Below are 23233 nucleotides of genomic sequence, written 5' to 3'. Positions count from 1 at the left end.
GCACAGATCAGGCGAACGGATCTGTATCCGTGAGGCTTGGCCGCCTGCTCATATTGCCCCACCAGGCGGTGAGGCGGGGATAGGCACTCAGCGCAGCCTGGCCCTCGGCGGCCATGGTGAAATAGGCCACCATCGGGGCGGCATGCAGGTCGGCGAGGGACAGCCTGTCGCCAGCCAGATAGCCGTCGTCTCCGGCCAGGGCCTCCAGCGCGGCAAGCACCTTCCGGGCAGCGGCGATCCCGGCATCAACCTGCTCCTCATCCGCGGGCTCGCCCAGATAGGGCCGGAAAACCCGGTGCGCGAAGACCTGACGGACCATCGGCCAATAGCCATAGGCATCGATGATGGCGATAATCTGCGCCAGCCGTGCCCGGTCGCGCGGAGCCGACGGTTGCAGCGAGATGCCCGGAAACGCCTCATCGAGATAGCGGCTTATCGCGACCGTTTCGTAGATCACGAAGCCATCATGCTCCAGCACCGGCACGCGCCTGAAGGGATGCAAGGCCAGATAGGAGTCCGGCAGGTCCAGGGCAAACGGGTTCACCTCCACCCAACGGTAGCCGATGGCTTTTTCGGCGCAGATCATGCGCACGATCCGCGCATAGACGCTGTAGCGATAGCCGTGAAGCGTGAGGCTCAAGCTGCTTTTCCTTTCGCGGTCCGGTGGTGATTGCCGCCGCCATACTACGGGATGCGCAGCGGCGCGCCCTGCATTAGTGTGTTCTGCATAAGCGGGAGGCGCAATGCATCAGGAAGAAGGCATCGCGGCAGGTGCCGGGCAACAGGAGGCTGTGCCCGGAAGTGCTGCATTACGCCTGCTTTCCGGCATCGCGTCGCCCTTCCTGGCCGAACGCGAGCGCTGGATGCTCTGGCTGCCGGTGGTGCTGGGCTGCGGCATTGGCGGCTACTTCCTGCTGAAAGCCGAACCGCCTCTCTGGGTAGGCGGGGCAGGGCTGGGGGCCGCGATAGGCCTCGCCGTTCTGCTGCACCGCTCGCTGAACGGACGGCTGCTCGCGTTGCTGGTCTGCGCCTTTTCGCTGGGCTTCGCAGCGGCGCAATACCGTAGCCAGACCGCCGGCACCATCTTCCTGGACCGACAGATCGGGCCGGTTATCGTGGAAGGGCAGCTTGTCCGCATCGAGCAGCGGCCCGGCGACAGGCGGCTGACCCTGGAGCCCACACGGATCGGCCGGCTGTCCCCCGATAAAATGCCGCGTCGGGTGCGGATGGTGGTGCGCTCGGAGATGCCGGAGATTGCGCTGGGCGACCGAATACGCCTGCGCGCCGTGCTGCGGCCGCCGCCCGGGCCTTCAGCCCCCGGCGCATTCGACTTCCAGCGCCACGCCTATTTCGAGGGGATCGGCGGGGTCGGCTATGCCATCGGGGATGTTTCGCGGTTGGCGGAGGGCAAGCCCGCCGGCTTCTGGGTTGCCGTCGACGGGCTGCGGCGGACCATCACGGAGCGTATCCGCGCGATCCTGCCGGACGAGACAGGGGCCATGGCGGTAGCGCTGCTGACCGGCGACCGCTCCGGCCTGTCCGAGCAAACCCTGGAGACGATGCGTGATTCCGGCCTTGCGCACCTGCTGGCGATTTCCGGCCTGCATATGGGGCTGGTGGCCGGCACTGTTTTCTTCACGCTGCGTTTCCTGATGGCCCTGTCGCCGGCGCTGGCGCTGAACCAGCCGATCAAGAAATGGGCGGCGCTTGCCGCGCTCGCCGCGTCCTTCGTCTATCTGCTGCTGGCCGGGGCCACCGTGCCGACACAGCGCGCCTTCCTGATGACCGGGCTGGTATTGGTTGCGGTATTGATCGACCGGGTGGCAATCTCGCTGCGGCTGATCGCCTGGGCAGCCGCCTTCATCCTGCTGCTGGCACCGGAGGTGATGCTGGGGCCGAGCTTCCAGATGTCCTTTGCCGCCGTGCTGCTGCTGGTCGCTTTCTATGAGGCGAACCGAGAGCGCTTTGCGGCCTTTCGCGCCGGAGCGGGACCGTTGCGGCGCGGTTCTCTCTATCTGTTTGGCCTGGTTGCCACCTCGGTGCTGGCGACAGCCGGGACGCTGCCCTTTGCCGCCTATCATTTCAACCAGGTGGCACTCTATGGCGCGCTGGCCAATATGGCCGCGGTGCCGCTGACCGCTTTCTGGATCATGCCGTGGGGCGTGCTGGCCTTGCTGCTGCTCCCCTTCGGGCTGGAAGGGCTAGCGCTCGCCCCGATGGGCCTCGGCATCGATGGCGTGCTGGCAGTCGGCGCCTGGATATCCGCCCTGCCGGGTGCCGTTCTGGCGGTGCCGGCGATGCACGCGGCTGCACTGCTAGCGGTTTCGCTCGGCGGTCTGTGGCTGGCGCTCTGGCAACGCGCCTGGCGTTTCGCTGGATTAGTGCCGGTTGTGGCCGGTCTTGCGATGCCTTGGATCGCCCCCCAGCCTTTGCTGCTGGTCGATGGCGAGGCGAAGCTGGTTGCGTTGCGCGGCACGAACGGGCTGGCCTTTTCCTCCGTCCGAGCGGCGTCCTTCACGGCGGAGAACTGGCTGCAACGCGCCGGGCAGGAATGGCGTATCGCTATGCCGCGCCCCGGCAGCGGTGGACGCGACGGCATTGCCTGTGACGGGTTGGGCTGTATCGGAGAGGTCGGGAGGCTAAAGGTCGCGATTATCCGCGATCCACAGGCGCTGGCGGAGGATTGCCGCAGCGCCGATATCGTCGTGGCCCTCGTGCCGATCCGCCAGCGCTGCCCGTCGGCGCGGCTGGTAGTGGACCGGTTCGACCTGTGGCGGCATGGCGCCCATGCGCTCTATCTGGAGGATGGAGTCCTCCGCCTGGATTCGGTCGGTGCGGATCGTGGCATCAGACCCTGGGCGCCTGATCCGGCGGCCCAGCGCAACCGCTAGGCTCCGTGACGGCCCTCAGTAGCGACGCAGCAGCCCGACCAGCCGGCCCTGCACCTTCACCCGTTCCGGCCCGAAAATTCGCGTCTCATAGGCTGCATTGGCCGGTTCCAGGGCAATCGAGCCGCCCTTGCGCCGCAGCCGTTTCAGGGTCGCTTCCTGCTCGTCCACCAGTGCCACCACGATGGTGCCATTCTCCGCCGTGTCGCAGCGCTGGATGATGACGGTGTCGCCATCCTGGATGCCGGCCTCGACCATAGAATCGCCTTCGATCTCAAGCGCGTAATGCTCGCCCTTGCCGAGCAGGCTGAGTGGCACGTCGATGGCGGCGCTTTCGTCGCGCAGCGCCTCGATTGGGGTGCCGGCGGCTATCTTGCCGTAGAGCGGCAGCGGCACGGCCCGGATATCCTGCCCGGTAGCGGCACCCGCAAGCGGCCCGGCGAAATGCCCTTCGATGACGTTCGGTGTAAAGCGCTTGCCGGTCGTCTCAGAAGGCTGGCGCCCAGTATCCTTTGCCGAGACCTGCTCCGGCAGGCGCAGAACCTCAAGCGCGCGGGCGCGGTGCGGCAGGCGGCGGATGAAGCCGCGCTCCTCAAGCCCGGTGATCAGGCGGTGAATGCCGGATTTGGAGCGCAGATTGAGCGCTTCCTTCATTTCGTCGAAGGAGGGGGAGACGCCGCTCTCGTTCAGCCGCCGGTTGATGAAGGTCAACAGTTCGAACTGTTTCTTCGTGAGCACCAGCACCTCCTGTCTGCCACGCTCTTTGACGGGGCGCCGCAAGCAATGGCGGCTGTCTGCATCAGCGCAACAAGATATGGAACAAAACAAAAACCTGAGTAGGTGTTTTAGTTTTGTTCTCGTTTCAGGTCAAGCGCGGAACACTAACCGTCGCGAAAAAACTCAGAAGTAGCTGTCGCGGAAGGGAATCACCTGGACGATCTCGCCGGCCTTGCGGGCGGGATCATGCGGCGGCCGGACCAGCAGCCCGCCGGCCTTTGTGAGCAGCGAGAATTGCGAGCTGTCCTGCTTGGCGAAGGGTGTCGCCAGCATCGTGCCATCGGCATCGATGGTGAGCGTGGCGCGCAGATAATCCTGGCGGCGGTCATTCGGCTTCAGATCGGCCGCCAGCCGGGCCGGCTGGGTTTCCGGCCCTTTGGCAGCCTGACCCAGCAGCCGCGCGATGGCCGGTCCCAGGAACAGCAGGGCGCACACCATGGAAGAGACCGGATTGCCGGGCAGGCCCAGCACGGGCGTGTCATTGATCTTGCCGAACATCAGCGGCTTGCCGGGCCGCATGGCAATCTTCCAGAAATCCAGGCTGCCGGCCTCGCCCAGCACGGTCTGGATCAGATCATGGTCGCCGACCGAGGCGCCGCCGGTGGTCACCAGCAGATCGGCACCGCGCGCGCCGGCGATCATCCGGGTCAGCCCGTCCATCTCGTCGGGCGCGATGCCCAGCACCAGCGGCTCGCCGCCGGCACCGCGCACAAAGGCGGATAGCGCCAGCGCGTTGGAGCTGACGATCTGGTCGCGGCCGATGGGATCGCCCGGCCGCACGATCTCGTCGCCGGTCGCCAGGATGGCGATGCGCGGCCGGCGCACCACCCGCAGCCAGGGATGGTTCATGCCGGCGGCCAGGCCAATATCGCGCGCATTCAACAGCTTGCCCGCCGGAATGCCGATATCGCCCATGCGAAAATCGAGGCCGGCAGGACGCACGTAATTGCCAAGCGCAGGGGCTTCCTTCACCGTAACGCTGGTGCCGCTGGCCTCGGTATCCTCCTGGATGACGATGCTGTCGGCCCCGTCCGGCAGCGGCGCGCCGGTGAAGATGCGCACTGCCTGGCCGCTTTCCACCATGCCCTGATAGCCGCGCCCGGCCGGTGCCTCTCCGATGACCGTCAGCGTGGCCGGCACGCAGGCGACATCCGCCGCCTTCACGGCATAGCCATCCATGGCGGAAACCGGCTTGGGCGGCTGCGTCACGCGGGCGGCGACATCCTCGGCCAGCACCCGGCCCAGCGCCGCCTCGACCGAGACTTCCTCGGCGCCCAGTGGCGTCAGGGACGAAAGAATCTTCGCCAGTGCCTCCTCGACGGGGATCACCGTTCCGCCTCATAAGTGCCGGATTTGCCGCCCGATTTATGGACCAGCCGGATATCGCCGATGCGCATGCCGCGATCCACCGCCTTGCACATGTCATAGACGGTGAGCGCCGCGATGCTGACCGCCGTCAGCGCCTCCATCTCGACGCCTGTACGGCCCTTCAGCTTGCAGGTCGCCTCGATATCGACAGCGTTCCGTGCGGGATCGGCCTTCAGCTCAACCTTCACGGAAGTCAGTGCCAGCGGGTGGCACAGCGGGATCAGGTCCGGCGTGCGCTTGGCGCCCATGATGCCGGCAAGGCGCGCGACCGACAGCACGTCGCCCTTCTTCACCCCGCCTTCCAGGATCAGCGCCAGGGTTTCCGGCTGCATGGTGATGCTGCCGATGGCGGTCGCCACGCGCTCCGTCTCGTCCTTGTCCGAGACATCGACCATCACAGCCTTGCCCTCGGCATCGAAATGGGTGAAGCCGCTCATGGGTCAGGCCGCCGCCTCGTTACGGGTCAGCAGGGCACGGGTCGCGGCGGCCACATCGGCCTGGCGCATTAGCGATTCGCCGATCAGGAAGCAGCGCGCCCCGGCCCGTTCCATCCGGGCGAGGTCGTCCGGCGTGTAGAGGCCGCTTTCCGCAACCAGCATCTTGCCTGCCGGCACCCGGGCCGCCAGCTGTTCCGTCGTCGCGATATCGACCGCCAGGGTCTTCAGATTGCGGTTGTTCACGCCCAGCAGCGGCGATTTCAGCTTCAGCGCCCGGTCCAATTCCGCGCCATCATGCACCTCGACCAGCACATCCATGCCGAGATCGACGGCGGCCTGTTCCAGTTCCGCCGCCTGGCTGTCCGACAGCGCCGCCATGATCAGCAGGATGCAATCCGCCCCCAGCGCGCGTGATTCGACGATCTGGTACGGCTCCAGCATGAAATCCTTGCGCAGGCACGGTAGATCCACCGCCGCGCGGGCAGCGACGAGATAATCGTCCCGGCCCTGGAAATAAGGCTCGTCGGTCAGCACCGATAGACAGGACGCACCGCCCTCGCGATAGGCGCGGGCGAGGGCAGGCGGGTCGAAATCGGCCCGGATGAGCCCCTTACTGGGCGAGGCCTTCTTGATCTCCGCGATCAGCCCGTAGCGGTCCGCCGCATTGGCCTTTTGCAGCGCCTTCACGAAACCGCGCGGCGCACTGGCCTGCTTCGCCTCCGTCTCAACCACCGACAGGGACTTCACCGCCTTGCGGGCGGCGATGTGGTCGCGCTTGTCGGCGCAGATTTTCTCCAGAACGTCGCTCATGCCGCCTTGCCCCGGTTGGTGATGGCGACCAGCTTCGCCAGCGCTGCCTTCGCCTTGCCCTGGTCCAGCGCGGTGGCGGCGAGAGCGGCACCTTCCATCAGGTCGCCCACCTTGCCGGCGACGATGAGGGCCGCCGCCGCATTCAGCAGCACGATATCGCGATAGGCCCCTTTCTCGCCATCCAGCAGCCGGTGCAGTGCCGCGGCATTGAAGGCGGGGTCGCCGCCCTTGATGGCTTCCGGCTTTGCCAGTGCCAGGCCGGCATCGGCCGGGCCGATCTCGAATTCGGCCAGCTTGCCGTCTTTCAACTCGACCACATGGGTCGGGCCGGTGGTGGTGATCTCGTCCAGCCCGTCGCTGCCATGGATCACCCAGGCGTGCACGCTGCCCAGATTGCGCAGCGCCTCGGCCATCGGCTTCAGGAAATCGCGGGAGAACACGCCGATCAGCTGGCGCTTCACGCCGGCCGGGCTGGAGAGTGGCCCCAGCAGGTTGAAGATGGTGCGCGTGCCCAGCTCGACCCGGGTGCCGGCGACATGCCGCATGGCGCCATGATGGCGCGGCGCCATCAGGAAACCGACATTTGCGTCGCGCATCGCCTCCTCGATCAGGCTCATCTCGCAGTCGATATCGACGCCCAGCGCGGTCAGCACATCGGCAGCGCCGGACTTCGAGGTCAGGCTGCGGTTGCCGTGCTTGGCGACCGGCACGCCGAGGCCGGCACAGACCAGCGCCACGGCGGTGGAGATATTGTAGGTGCCCGACGCATCGCCGCCGGTGCCGCAGGTGTCGATGGCGTCGACCGGGGCGGTCACTTTCAGCGCCTTGGCGCGCATCACGCTGGCGGCGGCGGTGATCTCATCCACCGTCTCGCCACGCACGCGCAACGCCATCAGGAAGCCGCCCATCTGCGACGGGGTGGCGTCGCCGCTCATGATGATCTCGAAGGCTGCCTCCGCCTCGCTGCGCGTCAGCGCGCGGCCGGTGGCAACGATGCCCAGCAGGGCTTTCATGTCCAGAACCATGCCCAATCCTCAGGCCGCGTTGCGGCGTTCCGCGATGTCGAGGAAGTTCTTCAGCATGGCGTGGCCATGTTCGGTGGCGATGCTCTCGGGATGGAACTGCACACCGTGGATCGGGAGGGTCTTGTGGGCCAGCCCCATGATCACGCCGTCCTCGGTCTCCGCCGTGATTTCCAGGCAGTCCGGCAGCCCGTCCTTCTCGATCACCAGCGAATGGTAGCGCGTCGCCGTCAGCGGCGAGGGCAGCCCCTTGAAGACGCTGGCGTTCTTGTGATGGATCGGGCTGACCTTGCCATGCATCGGCACCGGGCCACGCACCACCTTGCCGCCGAAGGCCTGACCGATGGCCTGCAGGCCGAGGCAGACGCCGAAGATCGGCAGCGTACCCTTGGCGCGCTCGATCAGTTCCAGGCAGATGCCGGCGCGGTCCGGGTCGCAGGGGCCGGGCGAGATGACGATGCCCTGATAGCCCCCCGCCATCACCTGATCGACGGTGATCTGGTCGTTGCGCTTCACCTGCACTTCGGCGCCAAGGTCGCCCAGGAAGTGCCAGAGGTTATAGGTGAAGCTGTCGTAATTATCGATCAGGATATACATATCAATCACTTGGCGGTCGGTGTTGGGGTGCGTATGCATCCCGGACAATGGTTATAGCAAGCCCCGCCGCGCCCGCAAAGGCAAGCGCATTGCTGCTGCCGGAAATCTGCTTGACCTTCCCATCGCTGGAAGCCCCATCTAGGGTTCATGAGCATCGAACGGACCTATGACCTCTCCATTGAGGGGATGAGCTGCGCGGCCTGTGTCGGCCGCGTCGAGAAGGCGCTGGCCAAGGTGCCGGGCGTGGACCGGGCGGCCGTCAATCTGGCGACCGAGCAGGCGCGGGTGCGGCTAAAGGACAGGCTCGACCCGGCCGATCTTGTCGCCGCTGTCGAGAAGGCGGGTTATGGCGCGCATCTGATCGAAGCCGGGGCCGGGCCGGACAAAAAGGCCGAGGCCGAGACGCTGCGCTGGGAAACCATCCGGCTGGCCGCCGCCATCCTGCTGACCCTGCCGCTGGTACTGCCGATGATCGGCATGGTGGCCGGTGTGCACTGGATTCCGCCGGCCTGGGTGCAGCTCGTGCTGGCGACGCCGGTGCAGTTCTGGATCGGTGGGCGGTTCTATCTGAATGCCTGGAAGTCGTTGAAGGCACGCACCGGCACGATGGACCAGCTGGTCGCCATCGGTACCAGTGCCGCCTATGGACTCAGCCTCTATCACATGGCGAGCGGCAGCAGCGGCGACCTCTATTTCGAGGCCTCGGCGACGGTGGTCACGCTCATCACGCTCGGCAAGTATCTGGAAAGCCGGGCCAAGCGGGGCACCGCCTCGGCGATCCGGGCGCTGATGGCGCTCCGCCCTGAAGAGGCGCGCGTGAAGCGGGGCGACAGGGTAGAGACGCTGCCGGTCTCATCCCTCATGGAAGGCGATGTTGTCGTGGTGAAGCCGGGCGAGCGGGTGCCCGCCGACGGCAGGATACTGGAAGGTCGCAGCCAGTTCGACGAATCGCTGCTGACGGGTGAGAGCCTGCCGGTCGGCAAGCAGGCGGGTGACGCGGTCATCGGCGGCTCGGTGAACGGCTCCGGCCTTGTGGAGGTCGAGGTGACAGCCGCCGCCGGCAACAGCCTGCTGGCGCGGATCATCGAGCGGGTGCAGGGGGCACAGGCCTCCAAGGCGCCGGTTCAACGGCTGGTGGACAAGGTCAGTGGTATCTTCGTGCCGATCGTGCTGGTCATCGCGCTGACGACCTTCCTTGGCTGGCTGGCAACCGGCGCAGACAGCGAGACGGCGATCCTGAACGCCGTCGCCGTGCTGGTTATCGCCTGTCCCTGTGCGCTGGGCCTTGCCACACCGACCGCGATCATGGCCGGAACCGGCGTTGCTGCGAAGGCGGGCATCCTGATCAAGGACGCCGAGGCACTTGAGCGCGCGCATGGCATCAGGACCGTGGTGTTCGACAAGACCGGCACGCTGACCGAGGGGCGGCCCCGTGTTACGGCGCTTCTGCCGGCGGAGAGCGTCGCAGAGGCCGAATTGCTCTCCCTAGCCGCCAGCGTGCAGCAGGGCAGCGAGCATCCGCTGGCAAAGGCCATACTGGCTGCCGCCGAGGAACGGGGGCTGGCGATATCGAAGGCACAGGAATTCGACTCGCTGCCAGGCCGGGGCGTGATGGCCACGGTGGAAGGCCGTGCTGTGCTGATCGGCAGCCCGCGCCTGATGCAGGAGAAGGACATCGAGACCTCAGCCCTTCAGGAGCAAGCCGCTGAGTGGGAAGGCGAGGGCAACACCGTCGTTTGGGTGGCCGCAGACGGCCGCCTTATGGGCGCCATTGCCATCGGCGACCGGCTGCGCGAAACCGCTGGTGACGCCATCCGGCTATTGGGCGAGAAGAGTATAGAGACGGCGCTGTTGACCGGCGATAACCGGCGCGCGGCTGAAGCGGTGGGTCGCAGGCTGGGCCTCTCCACCGTGCTGGCCGAGGTGCTGCCGGACGGCAAGGCGGATGCTATTTCCGGCCTGCAGGGGAAGGGCGGTATCGTCGCCATGGTCGGGGACGGGGTAAATGACGCGCCTGCCCTGGCGCAGGCGGATGTCGGCATCGCCATGGGCAGCGGCACCGATGTCGCGATGGAGGCAGCTGCTGTCACGTTGATGCGGCCCGATCCGCTGCTGGTGCTGGATGCGGTGTCCGTCTCGCGCGCTACGGTCGCCAAGATCTGGCAGAACCTCTTCTGGGCCTTCATCTACAATATCGTCGGTATCCCGTTGGCAGCGCTGGGCTATCTCAGCCCGATGATCGCCGGGGCGGCGATGGCGGCCTCCAGCGCCAGCGTGGTCTCGAATGCCCTGCTGCTGCGGCGCTGGAAACCGTGCGCCGGGTCGCGAAAGGAGTAGGTCATGAATATCGGACAGGCGGCTTCAGCGTCGGGCGTGCCGGCCAAGACGATCCGCTACTATGAGAGCATCGGCCTGCTGAAGCCCGCGCCGCGCAGCGAGGGCGGTTACCGGGTCTATGGCGACACCGATCTGCGCGTACTGAAATTCATTCAGCGCGCCCGCTCGCTGGGTTTTTCCGTGAAGGATGTCGGCAATCTGCTGCAGCTCTGGAGCGACCGGGAGCGGTCCAGCGCCGATGTGAAGGCGGTGGCCCTGCGCCATGTCGAGGAGATCGACCGCAAACTGGCCGAGCTGCAGTCCATGCGCGACACGCTGATCTATCTGACGCATCGCTGCCATGGCGATGACCGGCCGGACTGTCCCATCATCGAGGATCTGGCGCGTGCCGAAGCCTAGCTGCGCCAATTTTGCCTTATTTCGCGGTTATTTTTCAGCCCACTACAGGATATAGTGTCGCTTTAAACGACACCCGTTTCGTGGATTGAGTCTTTCATGGCGCGTAAGCCGGCCTCCAAAAAGCCCAAGACGAAGAAGCGTTCCGGGGGCGGCGGTTTCGGCCTCTCCCTTGCGCTGGCTGCCGCAGCGCTGCTGATCGGCGGCGGCCTCGGCCTCTATTATGGCGATGCGCTGACCGGGCGGCAGGCGCTGGTAACGGAAAGCCCGGCAATCGCCGCGCCCAGCCCGACAGCGCCGTCAACGAGCGCGTCCACTGGCATTGCCCTGCCGCAGACAGCCGCACCGCTACAACCGGCACCGGCGCCGGAAGCACTCCAGCCTGCCGCGCCACAGCCGCCGGAACCGCAGATTGCCAGCCTGCCGCCGCAGGAAACCATCCCGGAGCCTTCTGCGTCCGATCCACCCTGGCAGCGTAATGCAGTGCCGGTGCCGAACAGTGCCGGTAGCCCGCGCATTGCCATCGTCATCGACGATATGGGCATCGACCGCAAACGCTCGCAGCGAGCGCTGGCGCTGAAAGTGCCCGTCACCTTTGCCTATCTGCCCTACGCCCCTGGTGTGGCGGATCAGGTGCGCAAGGCGCATGCCGCCGGTCATGAAATTCTCGTCCATCTGCCGATGGAGCCGTCTTCGGACAGTATCGATCCCGGCCCGAATGCCATGCTGTCCGCTCTGCCGCCGGAAGTCCTTGCGGAACGCCTGGCCTGGAATCTCAGCCAGTTCGACGGCTTCGTCGGGGTGAACAACCATATGGGCAGCCGTTTCACCAGCAATGCCGCCGTCATGCAGCCGGTGCTGGAAGAGTTAAGGCGGCGCGGCCTGCTGTTCCTCGATTCGCGCACCGCGCCGAACACTGTCGGCTACCGCATGGCGCGGGATCTGGGCATGCCGGCGCTGCAGCGCGACGTGTTTCTCGACAATACAGACAGCCATGATGAGGTGGCAAAGCGGCTGGCAGAGACGGAGCAGCATGCCAGCAAATATGGCCAGGCCATCGCCATCGGCCATCCGCGCGATGCCACGCTCGACATGCTGGAACTCTGGATCGAGGATGTGCAGGCGCGCGGCTTTGTACTGGTGCCGCTGACCGCGCTGCTGAAGCCGGTAGCGCCCCCGGCGACCGCCGGATTGCCGATCAGATAGGGCGGATCAGATAGCGGGCGCGATGAAGTCCGGCAGGATGGCGCATTCCCGGCAATAGGCCAGGCTGTCGCGCCCGGCGAGGAAGCCGCTCTCCACCAGCAGCGCCCGCATGCCATGAGCCCGCGCGCCGATCACATCGGTATGCGGCGTGTCGCCGACGGCGAGGATGCGCTGCGGATCGACCTCCGGGAAGCGCTCGCGCACCAGCCGATAGACGCCGGGGAAGGGCTTGCCGAGGAAGACCGGCTCTATCCCCGCGCGGTCGGCGATGCGGTGCGAGAAATAGCCGGGTTCCGCCGAGAAGCCGCCGACATGCGGCGCAACGACATCCGGATTGGCGACGATGAAGGGGCGGGGGCGGGCGGTCAGCGTATCGCTCAGCAGCGCCTGGCGCTCCTCGTCCCAGATTTCCGTCGCCATGAAGACGATACCGTCCACCGCGTCATAGGCGGCCTTGTCCAAGGCCAGCGCTGTCATGCCGCTGGTGATCGCGGCTTCCGGGCGCGGCTCCTGCGTGATGATCCCCCAGCGCCGCACCTCCGGGAAGGCGGCCACTGCCTCGCCGACCAGCGAGGCGCCGGCGATCACTTCCCCGTCGCTGAAATCATAGCCCCGGCCGCGATGCTTGGCGGCGATGGCGGCGGTGCCCTGCGAGCCGTCATTGGTGACGATGCACAGCCGCTTGCCGGCAGCACGGATCGCCCGAACCGCTTCAAGCCCCTGCGGAATGACGCTGCTGCCCAGATTGAGCACGCCATAGGCATCCAGCACCACGACATCCACCTGGTCCAGCACCTCGGCGATGCCGGCAATGCGGCGCGGTTCAACCGGGACCGGCTTCGCAGGCAGGCGATGTTCCCAGCGCCGGTAGGAGGACCAGGCGTCGTCAAAACCGAGAACGGGGAAACTCATGGCGGGGATACTGCCTTGCAGGGAACAGAGGGCACCTATCTACGGGGTCGAAAGCCACTAGGCAATCCCGTAGCGGGATGACTATTCTGCGCCCCCGAACAAGCCATACGCCAAGGGGAACGCCATGACCTACCAGTTCGACAAGTCCAAGCTGCCCAGCCGCCATGTGTCGGTCGGCCCTAGCTCCGCCCCGCATCGCAGCTATTACTACGCGATGGGCATGACGGAGGAGGAGATTGCACAGCCCTTCATTGGCATTGGCACGACCTGGAACGAGGCCGCCCCCTGCAATATCGCCCTGTCGCGCCAGGCCCAGGCGGTAAAGAAAGGCGTGAAGGCCAACGGCGGCACACCGCGCGAATTCACCACCATCACCGTGACCGACGGCATCGCCATGGGCCATGCCGGCATGAAGTCGTCGCTGGTCAGCCGCGAGGTGATCGCCGATTCGGTCGAAGTCACCATGCGCGGCCATTGCTATGACGCGCTGGTTGGGCTTGCCGGCTGCGACAAGTCTCTGCCCGGCATGATGATGGCGATGCTGCGTCTGAACGTCCCGTCGGTCTTTATGTATGGTGGCTCCATCCTGCCCGGCCGCTTCCGTGGCAAGGACGTGACCGTGCAGGACGTGTTCGAGGCGGTCGGCGCCCATGCCGCCGGCAACATGTCGGACGATGACCTGCACGAGCTGGAATGCGTGGCCTGCCCGTCGGCGGGCTCCTGCGGCGGCATGTTCACAGCCAACACCATGGCCTGCGTGTCGGAGGCCATCGGCCTCGCCCTTCCGGGTTCCGCCGGCGCACCGGCGCCCTATGACAGCCGTGATGCCTATGCCGAGGCGTCGGGGCAGGCGGTCATGGAGCTGATCAAGCGCAATCTGCGGCCGCGCGACATCGTCACCCGCAAGGCGCTGGAGAATGCGGCGACCGTTGTGGCGGCTGCCGGCGGCTCGACCAATGCCGCGCTGCATCTGCCGGCAATGGCGCATGAGGCGGGCATCGAATTCACCATCCATGACGTGGCGGAAATCTTCAAGCGCACGCCCTATATCGGCGACCTGAAGCCGGGCGGGCGCTATGTCGCCAAGGACATGTTCGAGATCGGCGGTGTGCAGGTGCTGCTGCGCGCGCTGTATGATGGCGGCTACATCCATGGCGACTGCATCACCGTCACCGGCAAGACCATCGCGGAGAATCTGGAAGGCGTCACCCTGCCGGCCGACCAGGACATCATCCGCCCGACCAGCGACCCGATCACCCCGACCGGCGGCGTCGTAGGCCTGCGCGGCAATCTGGCGCCACAGGGTGCCATCGTGAAGGTCGCCGGCATGCAGAAGCTGCAGTTCAAGGGCGTGGCGCATTGCTTCGACACCGAGGAAGAGGCGTTCGAGGCGGTGAAGAAGGGCCAGTACAAGGAAGGCGAGGTTCTGGTCATCCGCTATGAGGGCCCTCGCGGTGGCCCCGGCATGCGCGAGATGCTAGCGACCACGGCGGCGATCTACGGCCAGGGCATGGGCGACAAGGTGGCGCTCATCACCGATGGCCGCTTCTCCGGCGCCACGCGCGGCTTCTGCATCGGCCATGTCGGGCCGGAAGCGGCGGTCGGTGGCCCGATCGGCCTACTGAAGGATGGCGATATCATCGTCATCGATGCCGAGAAGGGGACGCTGGACGTCGAACTGTCGGATGCCGAGCTGGAAGCGCGCCGCAAGGAATGGAAGCCGCGCCGCCACGAATACCAGTCCGGCGCGATCTGGAAATATGCCCAGACGGTCGGCGATGCGGAGAAGGGCGCCGTCACCCATCCGGGCGGTGCCGCCGAGGTGCATTGCTACGCTGACCAGTAAGCGCTGTTGCGCTGAAAAGGGGCCGCCGGCGGGAAACGCTGGCGGTCCTTTTTCGTTTGGCGTATATTAGGCTTATATGGCATCGAGAACAGATGCCCGGACGCGGCGGTAAAATACCATGGCGATCAACCCGGTACCGACATACAGCTATAATCTCCAGACGGCTTCCACGGGCAGCCGATCTAATGCTGTGTCCGCGCAGCCGTCGAAAGACGCGGCACCCGGAATGTATGTCGTGCGCTCCACCACAGGCGCGAAGCCGCAGATGCTGGGCTTCATCATCGAGAATCGCGATCCCGACGCCATCCGTGGCCAGCTGCGCGAGCAGCTCTCCAACTTCTTCAGCGTGTTCTACAAGAAAGAGTCGGAGGCAAACGCCGCCATCGACAAGACGCTGTCCAGCCTGTCCGGCCTTATCGACAAGGCGGCCAGCGACAGCAGCGTGGACGGGTTCGACATAAGGCTGTCCCAGGTGGCCACGCAATACAGCGCGGGCGGCAGTTCGCTTGCCTCCATTCTGGGCATCGGCATCGAGGCCGGCCTGTCACGTGACGGCAAGGTCGCGGTCGAGGACACAAAAGTGGCCGACGTGGCCGGCAATGCCGTACCGCTGACGGAGAAGGAACTATCCGTCGGCTTCAAGGACGCCCGCTATACGCGCACCGACAGCACGCTGGGCGGGGCCACCGGCGGCGCCAGCGGCAATGAACGGCTGCAAAAGGCGATGGATCAGCTGCGCGAGACGCAGGATGCGCTCGACCGGTTCCGCAAGGGCGATACCGGCGCGCTGAAGCCGCTGCTGGAACGGCTGATGGGCAATTCCGGCTTCTCGGTTTCCGCCTGATTATCTTTCCCCTGCAAATACCCTCTGTAAGGCTGCCATGACACAGCCGCCCTTGCCCGGCATGGCCGGCGCGGGCATGCTCCGTTGCACCGAATAATTTGTAGGCAGCGGAGACAGGTTCCATGGCGCGTATTGCGATCGGCGGCTTCCAGCACGAGACCAACACTTTTGCCCCGACGAAGGCCTCCTTCGAGGATTTCGCACGTGGCGGCAGCTGGCCGGCGCTGGTCTCCGGCGGCGATCTGTTCGATGCGGTGAAAGGCATCAACCTGTCGATTGCCGGCTTCATCGAGGAAGCGCAGGAGCGCGGCCACGATCTGGTACCGACCGCCTGGGGTGCCGCCAGCCCCTCCGCCCATGTGACCGAGGATGCCTATGAACGCATAGCCGGCATGATCGTCGATGGCATCCGCGACAAGGGCCCGTTCGAGGCGGTCTATCTTTGCCTGCACGGTGCCATGGTGACCGAGCATCTGGAGGATGGTGAGGGCGAGTTGCTGCGCCGGGTGCGGGAAGTCGTCGGGCCTAAAGTGCCGGTGATGGCCAGCCTGGACCTGCATTCCAACACCACGCCGGAGATGATCAAGTACGCCGACGCGCTGGTGGCTTACCGCACTTATCCGCATGTCGATATGGCGGATACCGGCCGCCGCACGGCGATCCATCTGGACAATGTGCTGCGCGGCTCCGGCGCGGTGAACAAGGCATTCCGGCAAATTCCGTTCCTCATCCCGCTGAACTTCCAGTGCACGCTGATGGAGCCGACCAAGTCGATCTACGAGATGACGGAGGAGCTGGAGAAGGGCGATGTCGCCCGCGTCTCCTTCACACCGGGCTTTCCGGCCGCCGACATCCATCATTGCGGCCCGTCGCTGTTCGTCTATGCCACCGACCAGGTGAAGGCGGACAAGGCGGCGAAGGCGCTGGAGGAGGAAATCCTGCGCAACGAAGCGAACTTCGCCGGCAAGCTGTACGAGCCGGATGAAGGCGTGAAATACGCGATGAAGATCGCGCGGTCCGCCAACAAGCCGGTGGTGATCGCAGACACGCAGGATAATCCCGGTGCCGGCGGCGATTCCAACACCACGGGCATGCTGCGCGCGCTGGTGGAGAATGACGCCCCGAACGCCGCCATTGGCATCATGGTGGATGAGGAAGTGGCGCGCATCGCCCACAGCGCAGGCGAGGGGGCGGAGATCACCGTGGCGCTGGGCGGCAAGTCGAACATTCCGGGCGACAAGCCGTTCCACGCAAGCTTCAAGGTGGTGAAGCTGAACACCGGGCAGTTCACCGGTACCGGCCCGTTCTACAAAGGTGCCAGAATGAATCTGGGGCCGATGGCCTGCCTGAAGATCCGAGATGTGGAGATCGTCGTCGCCTGCAAGAAGGCGCAGATGGCCGATCAGGAAATGTACCGCCATGTCGGCATCGAGCCGACCCGCAAGGGCATTCTGGTGAACAAGAGCTCCGTGCATTTCCGCGCCGATTTTCAGCCCATCGCACAAGAGGTGCTGGTCTGCACCGCGCCCGGCCCGATGGTCGCCGATCCCGCGCTGCTGCCCTGGACCCGGCTGCGCCACGGTATGAAGCTGCGGCCGCTCGGCCCGGAATTCGAGGGCTAACGGGGCAGGGGCTAAGAGGGCGGGGCCGGGACGCTATTTGTCGGTGACGTGTTCCGGCTTGCCCTTGCGGCTGGTGGAGGCCAGCTCTTCCAGCTCGGCCTCGGTCATCGACTCGTACATCTCCTCGGAGGCGCCCTGAAGGTCGCTTTTTGACGCCTCGCCACGCTTGACCGCCAGCGCCGCGCCGGCGGCCTTCTGCTGTGCCTTGGATTTTGCGGGCATGATCTGCTCCTTTCTTTTTGGTTGCGACTGGTTCCCGGTGCCGGCCTAGCCCAGGATCAGGAAATTGGCGCCCAGCGCCATCAGCCCGCCGAAGAAGATCAGGGCGAAGACCATCAGCAGCCCGTCGCGGGTGGTCAGCGCCAGCCCGAAGCAGGAAATCACCGCCCCGGCCAGCGTCGCGGTAAAGGGAAGGATCTCAAGCACCGGCATGCTGAGCGCGGTCAGCAGGCAGATCACCGCCGCCAGACGCACGGCCAGCCCCCGCGTCATCCAGGTCAGGCGGGGGCGGGTGATGCGGTCGAGAAAGCGGCCCGGCTTCCTGAGGAAACGGACCAGGCGCCGCACGCGATCCGCCTCCAGGGTAGTTGAGCGCATCCCGGCCGGAAACCAGAGTTGCTGGCATCCCAGAATCAGCTGCACGCTGATCAGCGCGACCGTCACACCGAGGAAGCTGGGCACCAGCGGTATGCCGCTCAGCGGCGACAGGGCGATCAGCCCCGGAATCAGGAACAGCGGGCCGCTGAAGCGATGACCGGCGGTTTCCAGGAAGCTGTCAATGGACAGGTCCTCGCCGGAGCGGGCCGATTGCTCAAGCCTGTCCAGCAGATCGCCGACCGAATTCGGCGTATCCGCCTCCGTGTCAGTTCTCTTTTCTACCCGCCGGTTCGTCTGCCGGGCGCCTTCCGCACTGATACTTGTCGTCATGCCTACCGAACGCGAAAGGCGCGGGGCATGTTCCCTTATCGTTGCGGTCCCAGCGGGGAGGGAAGGTCAGGGTCGGTTGACCGTTCCGGGCCATTATCCTGATAGGTTTTCAGCCCGTCGCCGAAATGCACCCAGCTGGGGCTGGACATGGTCCAGATATGCCATTGCGGGTGCAGCGCTTCGGGATCGTCCAAGCTGGCCAGGGCCACATCCATTTCCGGCGGCTCGGTGGTCAGATAGCGGAAGGTGAGGGAGGTGCCGCATTCGGCACAGAAGCTGCGTTCGGCCTTCGGGGTCGAGTGGTGCAGGGCCGGCTTCCCCTTGGTCCAGCGGAAATTCTCCAGGAAGAAGCTGCCCCACGGCACGGCAGGCGCCCCGACCGACCGCTGGCACAGCCGGCAATGGCACCAGCCGGCCTGACGCACCGGCCCCGTCGCCTCATAGCGGACAGCGCCGCACAGGCAACCGCCTTCATAGCGTGCTTCGGTCATCGCCCCCTCCCTTTACATGAACATAAAGGGAACATAGCGCAGCCGAAAAAGCGGCGCAACCGTCCGGTCCGCCGCTTCAGGGATGGTCTGTGCGTAAACGCCTAGACGGAGATATCGACCGAGGAGCCGCCGGAAGAGGAGGAGGCAGCCTGCTGCGCGATCTGCTTGGTGGCTTCCAGCGCCTGGGTAACCGCCTGTGCAGCAACCTGCGCCTGCTGCTTTTCGCTGCGCATGCCGATCACGGCAAGGCCGGTGGTATCGACGGGACCAATCGCCATTTTGGCTTCCTTTCGGTAATCCTGCAGGGCGGCCTTCTAACCGCCTGCTGATATACCTACCTGCAAAAGCCTCAGGAGTCCAGTTCGCACCAGACCGGCGTGTGGTCAGAGGCCTTTTCGCGGCCACGCGCCTTCTTGTCGATGCCAGCGTCGCGCAGCCTGTCGGCAGCCTGCGGGGACAGCAGCAGGTGGTCGATGCGGATGCCTTCGTCGCGCGGCCAGCGGCCGGCCTGATAATCCCAGAAGCTGTAGGCGACACGCTGCGGGTGAATGGCCCGGAAGGCGTCCGTATAGCCCAGATTCACGATTTCCCGGAAATGCCGGCGGGTCTCCGGCAGGAACAGGGCGTCTCCCGCCCAGGCGGCGGGATCGTAGCAGTCGCGCGGTTCCGGGATCACATTATAGTCGCCGGCCAGCACAACCGGCTGCTCGCTGGCCAGCAATGTTGCGGCATGGGCCTTCAGCCGCTTCATCCAGCCCAGCTTGTAGGGGTACTTCTCGCTGTCCACCGGATTGCCGTTCGGCAGGTAGAGGGAGGCGACGCGCACGCCCTGCACCGTGGCCTCGACATAGCGGGCCTGTTCATCGGAATCGTCGCCGGGCAGGCCTTCCAGCACATTCTCGGCCGGTTGTTTGGAGAGAAGCGCCACACCGTTATAGCTCTTCTGGCCGACGGCCTGCACCTGATAGCCCATCGACTGGAACTCCAGGACCGGGAAATCCGCCGCCTGGCATTTGATCTCCTGCAGCAGCGCCACATCCGGATCGGCCTCCTTCAGCCATTCCAGCACGTTGGGCAGGCGGGCCTTGATCGAGTTCACGTTGAAGGTGGCGATTTTCACGGTGGGCTTGCTCCAAAACGAAAGGGCCCGCGCAGGCGGGCCCCGGAGTGTAACGGTCGCGATCGCTGCTTGCTAGATCGCGCCAGCTTCTTAAATCGCGAAAGAAGTGCCGCAGCCGCAGGAGGAGGCCGCGTTCGGATTCTTCACCTGGAAGGAGGCGCCGATCAGCTCCTCGACATAATCGACCTCGGAACCGGCCAGCAGTTCCAGCGACATCTCATCGACCACCAGCTTCACCCCATCGCGTTCGAAGACCGCATCGTCGCTGCGAACCTCGTCATCGAAGGAGAAATTGTACTGGAAGCCGGAACAGCCGCCACCGGTCACCGACAGGCGCAGCATGAGAGCCTCGCCGCCCGGCTCCTGGGCGCGCAGCTTGGCGACCTGCCGCGCCGCGCTGGCGCTGAGGCCGACGCTGTTGGGACGTTCCAGCACAGTGCTATCCGACATCATTCGATCCTTCCGCGAGAGCGGGAAATGAACTGACTTAAATCTAGGGAATTTGGCGGATTTTTCAATTGCAGAGAATTTACAGCCCGTTGCGTCGCGACACGCGCGCCTGTAGGTTCCCCAGCATGTCGAGCGACACCAGTCTAGCGCCTTACGCCTGCGATCCGGAGAGTTCCCGGGGGCGGCTCCATCCGGAGCCCGAACACCCCGAGCGGAGCTGCTTTCAGCGCGACCGCGACCGCATCATCCATTCCGCCGCCTTCCGCCGGCTGAAGCACAAGACCCAGGTCTTCGTCTATCACGAGGGTGATCATTATCGGACGCGCCTGACGCACAGCCTGGAGGTGGCGCAGATCGCGCGCTCGATCAGCCGGGCGCTGGGGCTGAACGAGGATCTGGCTGAGGCGCTGGCGCTGGCGCATGATTTCGGCCACACCTGCTTCGGCCATGCTGGGGAGGAGGCGCTGGACGAGGCGATGCAGCCCTATGGCGGCTTCGACCACAATGTCCAGACACTGCGCGTGCTGACCGAGCTGGAGCATCGCTACGCCGATTTCGATGGGCTGAACCTGACCTGGGAGACCCTGGAAGGCACGGTGAAGCATAATGGCCCGGTCACCGGACCGCTGGCCACGCGCAAGGCACAGCCGGGTATCCTGAACTTCAGCGCGAAATTCGATCTGGAGCTGGACAGCTTCGCTTCGCTGGAGGCGCAGGTTGCCTCGCTCTCCGACGATATCGCCTATCAGAACCACGATCTGGACGACGGGCTGCGTGCCGGGCTGTTCGATATTGCCGACATCATCGACATGCCGCTGGTCGGGCCGATCCTGCAGGGGCTGCGGAAAAGCCATCCCGATCTCGACCGGTCCCGCCTGATCCATGAGCTGGTGCGCCGCGTCATCAATGCCATGGTGACCGACCTGCTGACCGAGACGCGCGAGCGGCTGCTCCGCCGGCAGCCGAAATCGGCGCAACATATCCGGGAGGCCGGCGCGCCGACCGCCGCTTTTTCCGAGCAGATGATGGTGCACCACAAGGATCTGCGCACCTTCCTGTTCGAGCGCATGTACCGGCATTATCTGGTCAACCGCATGACCTCCAAGGCGCGGCGCATCGTGCATGACCTGTTCGAGCTTTTGTTCCGGGAGCCGCAATGCCTGCCGACCGAATGGCGGGTGCAGACGGATGCCCCGCAGACTCCCCGCACGGCGCGTGTCGTGGCGGACTATATCGCCGGCATGACCGACCGTTTTGCGCTTCGGGAATATGACCGGCTGTTCGATATCACAGACAGAACATAATGAATATTTTCAACGATCTGAAATCCCGCATTTACGCAGCGCTCGAAGCGATGATGGCCGATGGCGAGCTGCCGTCCGGCCTGGCGCTGGACCGTGTGACGGTGGAGCCCCCGCGCGATCCCGCGCATGGCGATGCCGCGACCAACGCCGCGATGGTGCTGTCGAAGCCGGCGGGCCAGAAGCCGCGTGACCTGGCGGAGAAGCTGAAGGCGCGGCTGAATGCCATCGAGTTCGTGACCGAAACATCGGTCGATGGTCCCGGCTTCCTGAACATGCGGCTGGACGATGCGGTCTGGCGCGCGCAGGTCTCCGGTATCCTGAAGCTGGGTACCGGTTTCGGTGATTCGGCGCTGGGCGAGGGCAGGCTGGTCAATGTCGAGTATGTCTCAGCCAACCCGACCGGCCCGCTGACCGCCGGCCATGCGCGCGGCGCGGTTGTCGGCGATGCGCTGGCGAATCTGCTGAAGAAGGCGGGCTATACAGTCTGCAAGGAATATTACATCAACGATGCGGGTAATCAGGTCGCCACGCTCGCCCGCTCCACCTATCTGCGCTATCTGGAAGCGCTGGGCGAGGGGCCGGCGGATATCCCGGAGGGCTTCTATCCGGGCGAATATCTGAAGGATGTCGGCACGGCGCTGGTGGTGCGCGATGGCGACAAGTGGAAGGGCAAGGACGAGGCGGAATGGATCGAGCCGATCCGCGAGTTCGCCGTTACCTTCCTGATGGGCGAGATCAGGGACGATCTGAAGCTTCTTGGCATCGAACAGGAGGTGTTCTCCTCCGAGCGCGCGCTGGTCGAGGCCGGCAAGGTCGATGCGGTGTTGCGCCTGCTGACCGAGGCCGGGCATGTCTATACCGGCGTGCTGGAGCCGCCCAAGGGCAAGACTCCGGACGACTGGGAACCCCGGCCGCAGACGCTGTTCCGCGCCACGGCCTTCGGCGACGATGTGGACCGGCCGCTGAAGAAGTCGGATGGCAGCTGGACCTATTTCTCCAACGATATCGCCTATCACCTGGACAAGTTCCAGCGCGGCTATGCCACCATGATCGACATCTGGGGCGCCGATCATGGCGGCTATATCAAGCGCATGCAGGCGGCAGTGAAGGCCGTTACCGGCGGCAAGGGCGAGCTTGATGTGAAGACCTGCCAGCTGGTTCATATGTTCGATAATGGCAAGCCGGTGCGCATGTCGAAGCGGGCCGGCACCTTCGTCACCCTGCGCGACGTGATCGAGGCGGTCGGCAGGGATGTCGTGCGCTTCATCATGCTGACCCGGCGTAACGACCAGACGCTGGAGTTCGACTTCGCCAAGGTGACGGAGCAGTCGCGCGACAATCCGGTGTTCTATGTGCAGTACGCCCATGCCCGCGCCCATTCGGTGCTGCGCCATGCCGCCGAGGCGCTGCCGGGACAAAAGCTGGATGATGCATCGCTCGCGGCTGCCGACATTTCCCGCCTCGATGATCCGGCGGAGCTGGCGCTGATGAGGCGTCTGGCAGGCTGGCCGCGGCTTATCGAAAGTGCTGCCGAGGCGCATGAGCCGCATCGGGTCGCCTTTTATCTGCAAGAGCTTGCGGCGGAGTTCCATGCGTTGTGGAATAAGGGCCGGGACGAGGCGGCGCTGCGTTTCATCATTGCGGGCGACGATGCCATCACCCTGGCGCGAATGGCGCTGGTGCGGGCGGTCGCGGTGACCATCGCCTCGGGACTTGAAGTCATGGGCGTCGTACCGGCGGAGGAAATGTAATGAGCTACGAGCGCGATCAGGACCCGATGGACCGTCCGCCGCTGCCGCCGGAACCGGATGAATTCCGGCGCGGACGCCGGGGACGAGACGGGGGGCGCGACGGCGGCGCAGGCGATGGCGGCGGCAAG

Annotated in this window: 23 protein-coding genes; 9 read left to right on the top strand and 14 right to left on the bottom strand. The window is 65.4% G+C overall.

The genetic code is table 11. The features are described from left to right. Positions 1-7 precede the first annotated feature (7 nt). Positions 8-640: a glutathione S-transferase family protein gene (locus P24_RS10530; protein WP_008944701.1), complete on the bottom strand. Its 633-nt coding sequence runs from the start codon at positions 638-640 to the stop codon at positions 8-10. Between the two features lie 103 nt (positions 641-743). On the opposite strand from P24_RS10530, the gene P24_RS10525 reads away from it, so the two are divergent. Then, entirely contained in the window at positions 744-2891 is a 2148-nt protein-coding gene (locus tag P24_RS10525) for a ComEC/Rec2 family competence protein (RefSeq protein WP_008944700.1), read from the top strand. 15 nt (positions 2892-2906) lie between these two features. On the opposite strand, the gene lexA is transcribed toward P24_RS10525, so the two are convergent. From lexA to P24_RS10495, 6 genes are all read right to left on the bottom strand, one after another. Further along, on the bottom strand, positions 2907-3626 hold the full coding sequence (gene lexA, locus P24_RS10520) for a transcriptional repressor LexA (protein ID WP_008944699.1): 720 nt from the start codon (positions 3624-3626) through the stop codon (positions 2907-2909). Positions 3627-3788: 162 nt separating this feature from the next. Beyond that, a complete protein-coding gene (locus P24_RS10515; protein WP_008944698.1) occupies positions 3789-4994 on the bottom strand; it encodes a molybdopterin molybdotransferase MoeA in 1206 nt (401 codons plus the stop codon). Then, positions 4991-5470, bottom strand: a complete 480-nt coding sequence (gene moaC, locus P24_RS10510; RefSeq protein ID WP_008944697.1) for a cyclic pyranopterin monophosphate synthase MoaC — start codon at positions 5468-5470, stop codon at positions 4991-4993. Before moaC ends, P24_RS10515 begins: the two co-directional genes overlap by 4 nt. A gap of 3 nt (positions 5471-5473) precedes the next feature. Continuing rightward, the gene (gene trpC, locus P24_RS10505) at positions 5474-6280 is read right to left on the bottom strand and encodes an indole-3-glycerol phosphate synthase TrpC (protein ID WP_008944696.1); all 807 of its coding nucleotides are present in this window, start codon (positions 6278-6280) and stop codon (positions 5474-5476) included. Next, positions 6277-7305: an anthranilate phosphoribosyltransferase gene (gene trpD / locus P24_RS10500; protein WP_008944695.1), complete on the bottom strand. Its 1029-nt coding sequence runs from the start codon at positions 7303-7305 to the stop codon at positions 6277-6279. The genes trpC and trpD overlap by 4 nt, the downstream gene beginning before the upstream one ends. A 9-nt stretch (positions 7306-7314) precedes the next feature. Next, on the bottom strand, positions 7315-7899 hold the full coding sequence (locus P24_RS10495) for an anthranilate synthase component II (RefSeq protein WP_008944694.1): 585 nt from the start codon (positions 7897-7899) through the stop codon (positions 7315-7317). Positions 7900-8046: 147 nt separating this feature from the next. Here P24_RS10495 and P24_RS10490 point away from each other — a divergent pair, with 147 nt between their 5' ends. The 3 genes from P24_RS10490 (at position 8047) to P24_RS19240 (ending at position 11838) form a co-directional block, all read left to right on the top strand. Beyond that, positions 8047-10236, top strand: coding sequence for a heavy metal translocating P-type ATPase (locus P24_RS10490; protein ID WP_008944693.1), 2190 nt, complete (start codon positions 8047-8049; stop codon positions 10234-10236). A gap of 3 nt (positions 10237-10239) precedes the next feature. Then, complete coding sequence (gene cueR, locus P24_RS20055; protein ID WP_008944692.1) at positions 10240-10635, top strand: Cu(I)-responsive transcriptional regulator; 396 nt, start codon at positions 10240-10242, stop codon at positions 10633-10635. A 96-nt stretch (positions 10636-10731) separates the two neighbouring features. Continuing rightward, the gene (locus tag P24_RS19240) at positions 10732-11838 is read left to right on the top strand and encodes a divergent polysaccharide deacetylase family protein (RefSeq protein ID WP_008944691.1); all 1107 of its coding nucleotides are present in this window, start codon (positions 10732-10734) and stop codon (positions 11836-11838) included. A 6-nt stretch (positions 11839-11844) separates the two neighbouring features. Here the strand turns inward: P24_RS19240 and P24_RS10475 are convergent, their stop codons facing one another. Further along, positions 11845-12750 carry an HAD-IIA family hydrolase gene (locus P24_RS10475; RefSeq protein ID WP_008944690.1) on the bottom strand — a complete coding sequence of 302 codons (906 nt, stop codon included), beginning with the start codon at positions 12748-12750 and terminating at the stop codon, positions 11845-11847. Positions 12751-12874: 124 nt separating this feature from the next. Here P24_RS10475 and ilvD point away from each other — a divergent pair, with 124 nt between their 5' ends. The 3 genes from ilvD to P24_RS10460 all read left to right on the top strand — a co-directional run bounded on the left by ilvD (position 12875) and on the right by P24_RS10460 (position 17062). Further along, positions 12875-14596: a dihydroxy-acid dehydratase gene (gene ilvD / locus P24_RS10470; RefSeq protein WP_008944689.1), complete on the top strand. Its 1722-nt coding sequence runs from the start codon at positions 12875-12877 to the stop codon at positions 14594-14596. Positions 14597-14831: 235 nt separating this feature from the next. Then, positions 14832-15440 carry a hypothetical protein gene (locus tag P24_RS10465; protein ID WP_156816266.1) on the top strand — a complete coding sequence of 203 codons (609 nt, stop codon included), beginning with the start codon at positions 14832-14834 and terminating at the stop codon, positions 15438-15440. Between the two features lie 122 nt (positions 15441-15562). Next, positions 15563-17062, top strand: coding sequence for a M81 family metallopeptidase (locus P24_RS10460; protein WP_008944687.1), 1500 nt, complete (start codon positions 15563-15565; stop codon positions 17060-17062). A 33-nt stretch (positions 17063-17095) separates the two neighbouring features. Here the strand turns inward: P24_RS10460 and P24_RS10455 are convergent, their stop codons facing one another. The 6 genes from P24_RS10455 to erpA all read right to left on the bottom strand — a co-directional run bounded on the left by P24_RS10455 (position 17096) and on the right by erpA (position 20053). Beyond that, the gene (locus tag P24_RS10455) at positions 17096-17284 is read right to left on the bottom strand and encodes a DUF3008 family protein (RefSeq protein ID WP_008944686.1); all 189 of its coding nucleotides are present in this window, start codon (positions 17282-17284) and stop codon (positions 17096-17098) included. Positions 17285-17329: 45 nt separating this feature from the next. Next, complete coding sequence (locus tag P24_RS10450; RefSeq protein WP_008944685.1) at positions 17330-17989, bottom strand: exopolysaccharide biosynthesis protein; 660 nt, start codon at positions 17987-17989, stop codon at positions 17330-17332. 35 nt (positions 17990-18024) lie between these two features. After that, positions 18025-18480 carry a GFA family protein gene (locus tag P24_RS10445; RefSeq protein WP_008944684.1) on the bottom strand — a complete coding sequence of 152 codons (456 nt, stop codon included), beginning with the start codon at positions 18478-18480 and terminating at the stop codon, positions 18025-18027. Positions 18481-18581: 101 nt separating this feature from the next. Continuing rightward, a complete protein-coding gene (locus P24_RS20050; protein WP_156816265.1) occupies positions 18582-18758 on the bottom strand; it encodes a hypothetical protein in 177 nt (58 codons plus the stop codon). A 71-nt stretch (positions 18759-18829) separates the two neighbouring features. Next, positions 18830-19600, bottom strand: a complete 771-nt coding sequence (locus tag P24_RS10440) for an exodeoxyribonuclease III (protein WP_008944683.1) — start codon at positions 19598-19600, stop codon at positions 18830-18832. A 90-nt stretch (positions 19601-19690) separates the two neighbouring features. Then, positions 19691-20053, bottom strand: a complete 363-nt coding sequence (gene erpA, locus P24_RS10435; RefSeq protein WP_008944682.1) for an iron-sulfur cluster insertion protein ErpA — start codon at positions 20051-20053, stop codon at positions 19691-19693. A gap of 122 nt (positions 20054-20175) precedes the next feature. On the opposite strand from erpA, the gene P24_RS10430 reads away from it, so the two are divergent. Together P24_RS10430 and argS are read left to right on the top strand one after the other, a co-directional pair. After that, entirely contained in the window at positions 20176-21354 is a 1179-nt protein-coding gene (locus tag P24_RS10430; protein ID WP_008944681.1) for a deoxyguanosinetriphosphate triphosphohydrolase, read from the top strand. After that, positions 21354-23105: an arginine--tRNA ligase gene (argS, locus tag P24_RS10425; RefSeq protein ID WP_008944680.1), complete on the top strand. Its 1752-nt coding sequence runs from the start codon at positions 21354-21356 to the stop codon at positions 23103-23105. Before P24_RS10430 ends, argS begins: the two co-directional genes overlap by 1 nt. Positions 23106-23233 lie beyond the last annotated feature (128 nt).

It is taken from the genome of Oceanibaculum indicum P24 (genome assembly GCF_000299935.1).
GTDB classification, from domain to species: domain Bacteria; phylum Pseudomonadota; class Alphaproteobacteria; order Oceanibaculales; family Oceanibaculaceae; genus Oceanibaculum; species Oceanibaculum indicum.
This window is presented reverse-complemented; position numbering and strand designations above follow the sequence as displayed.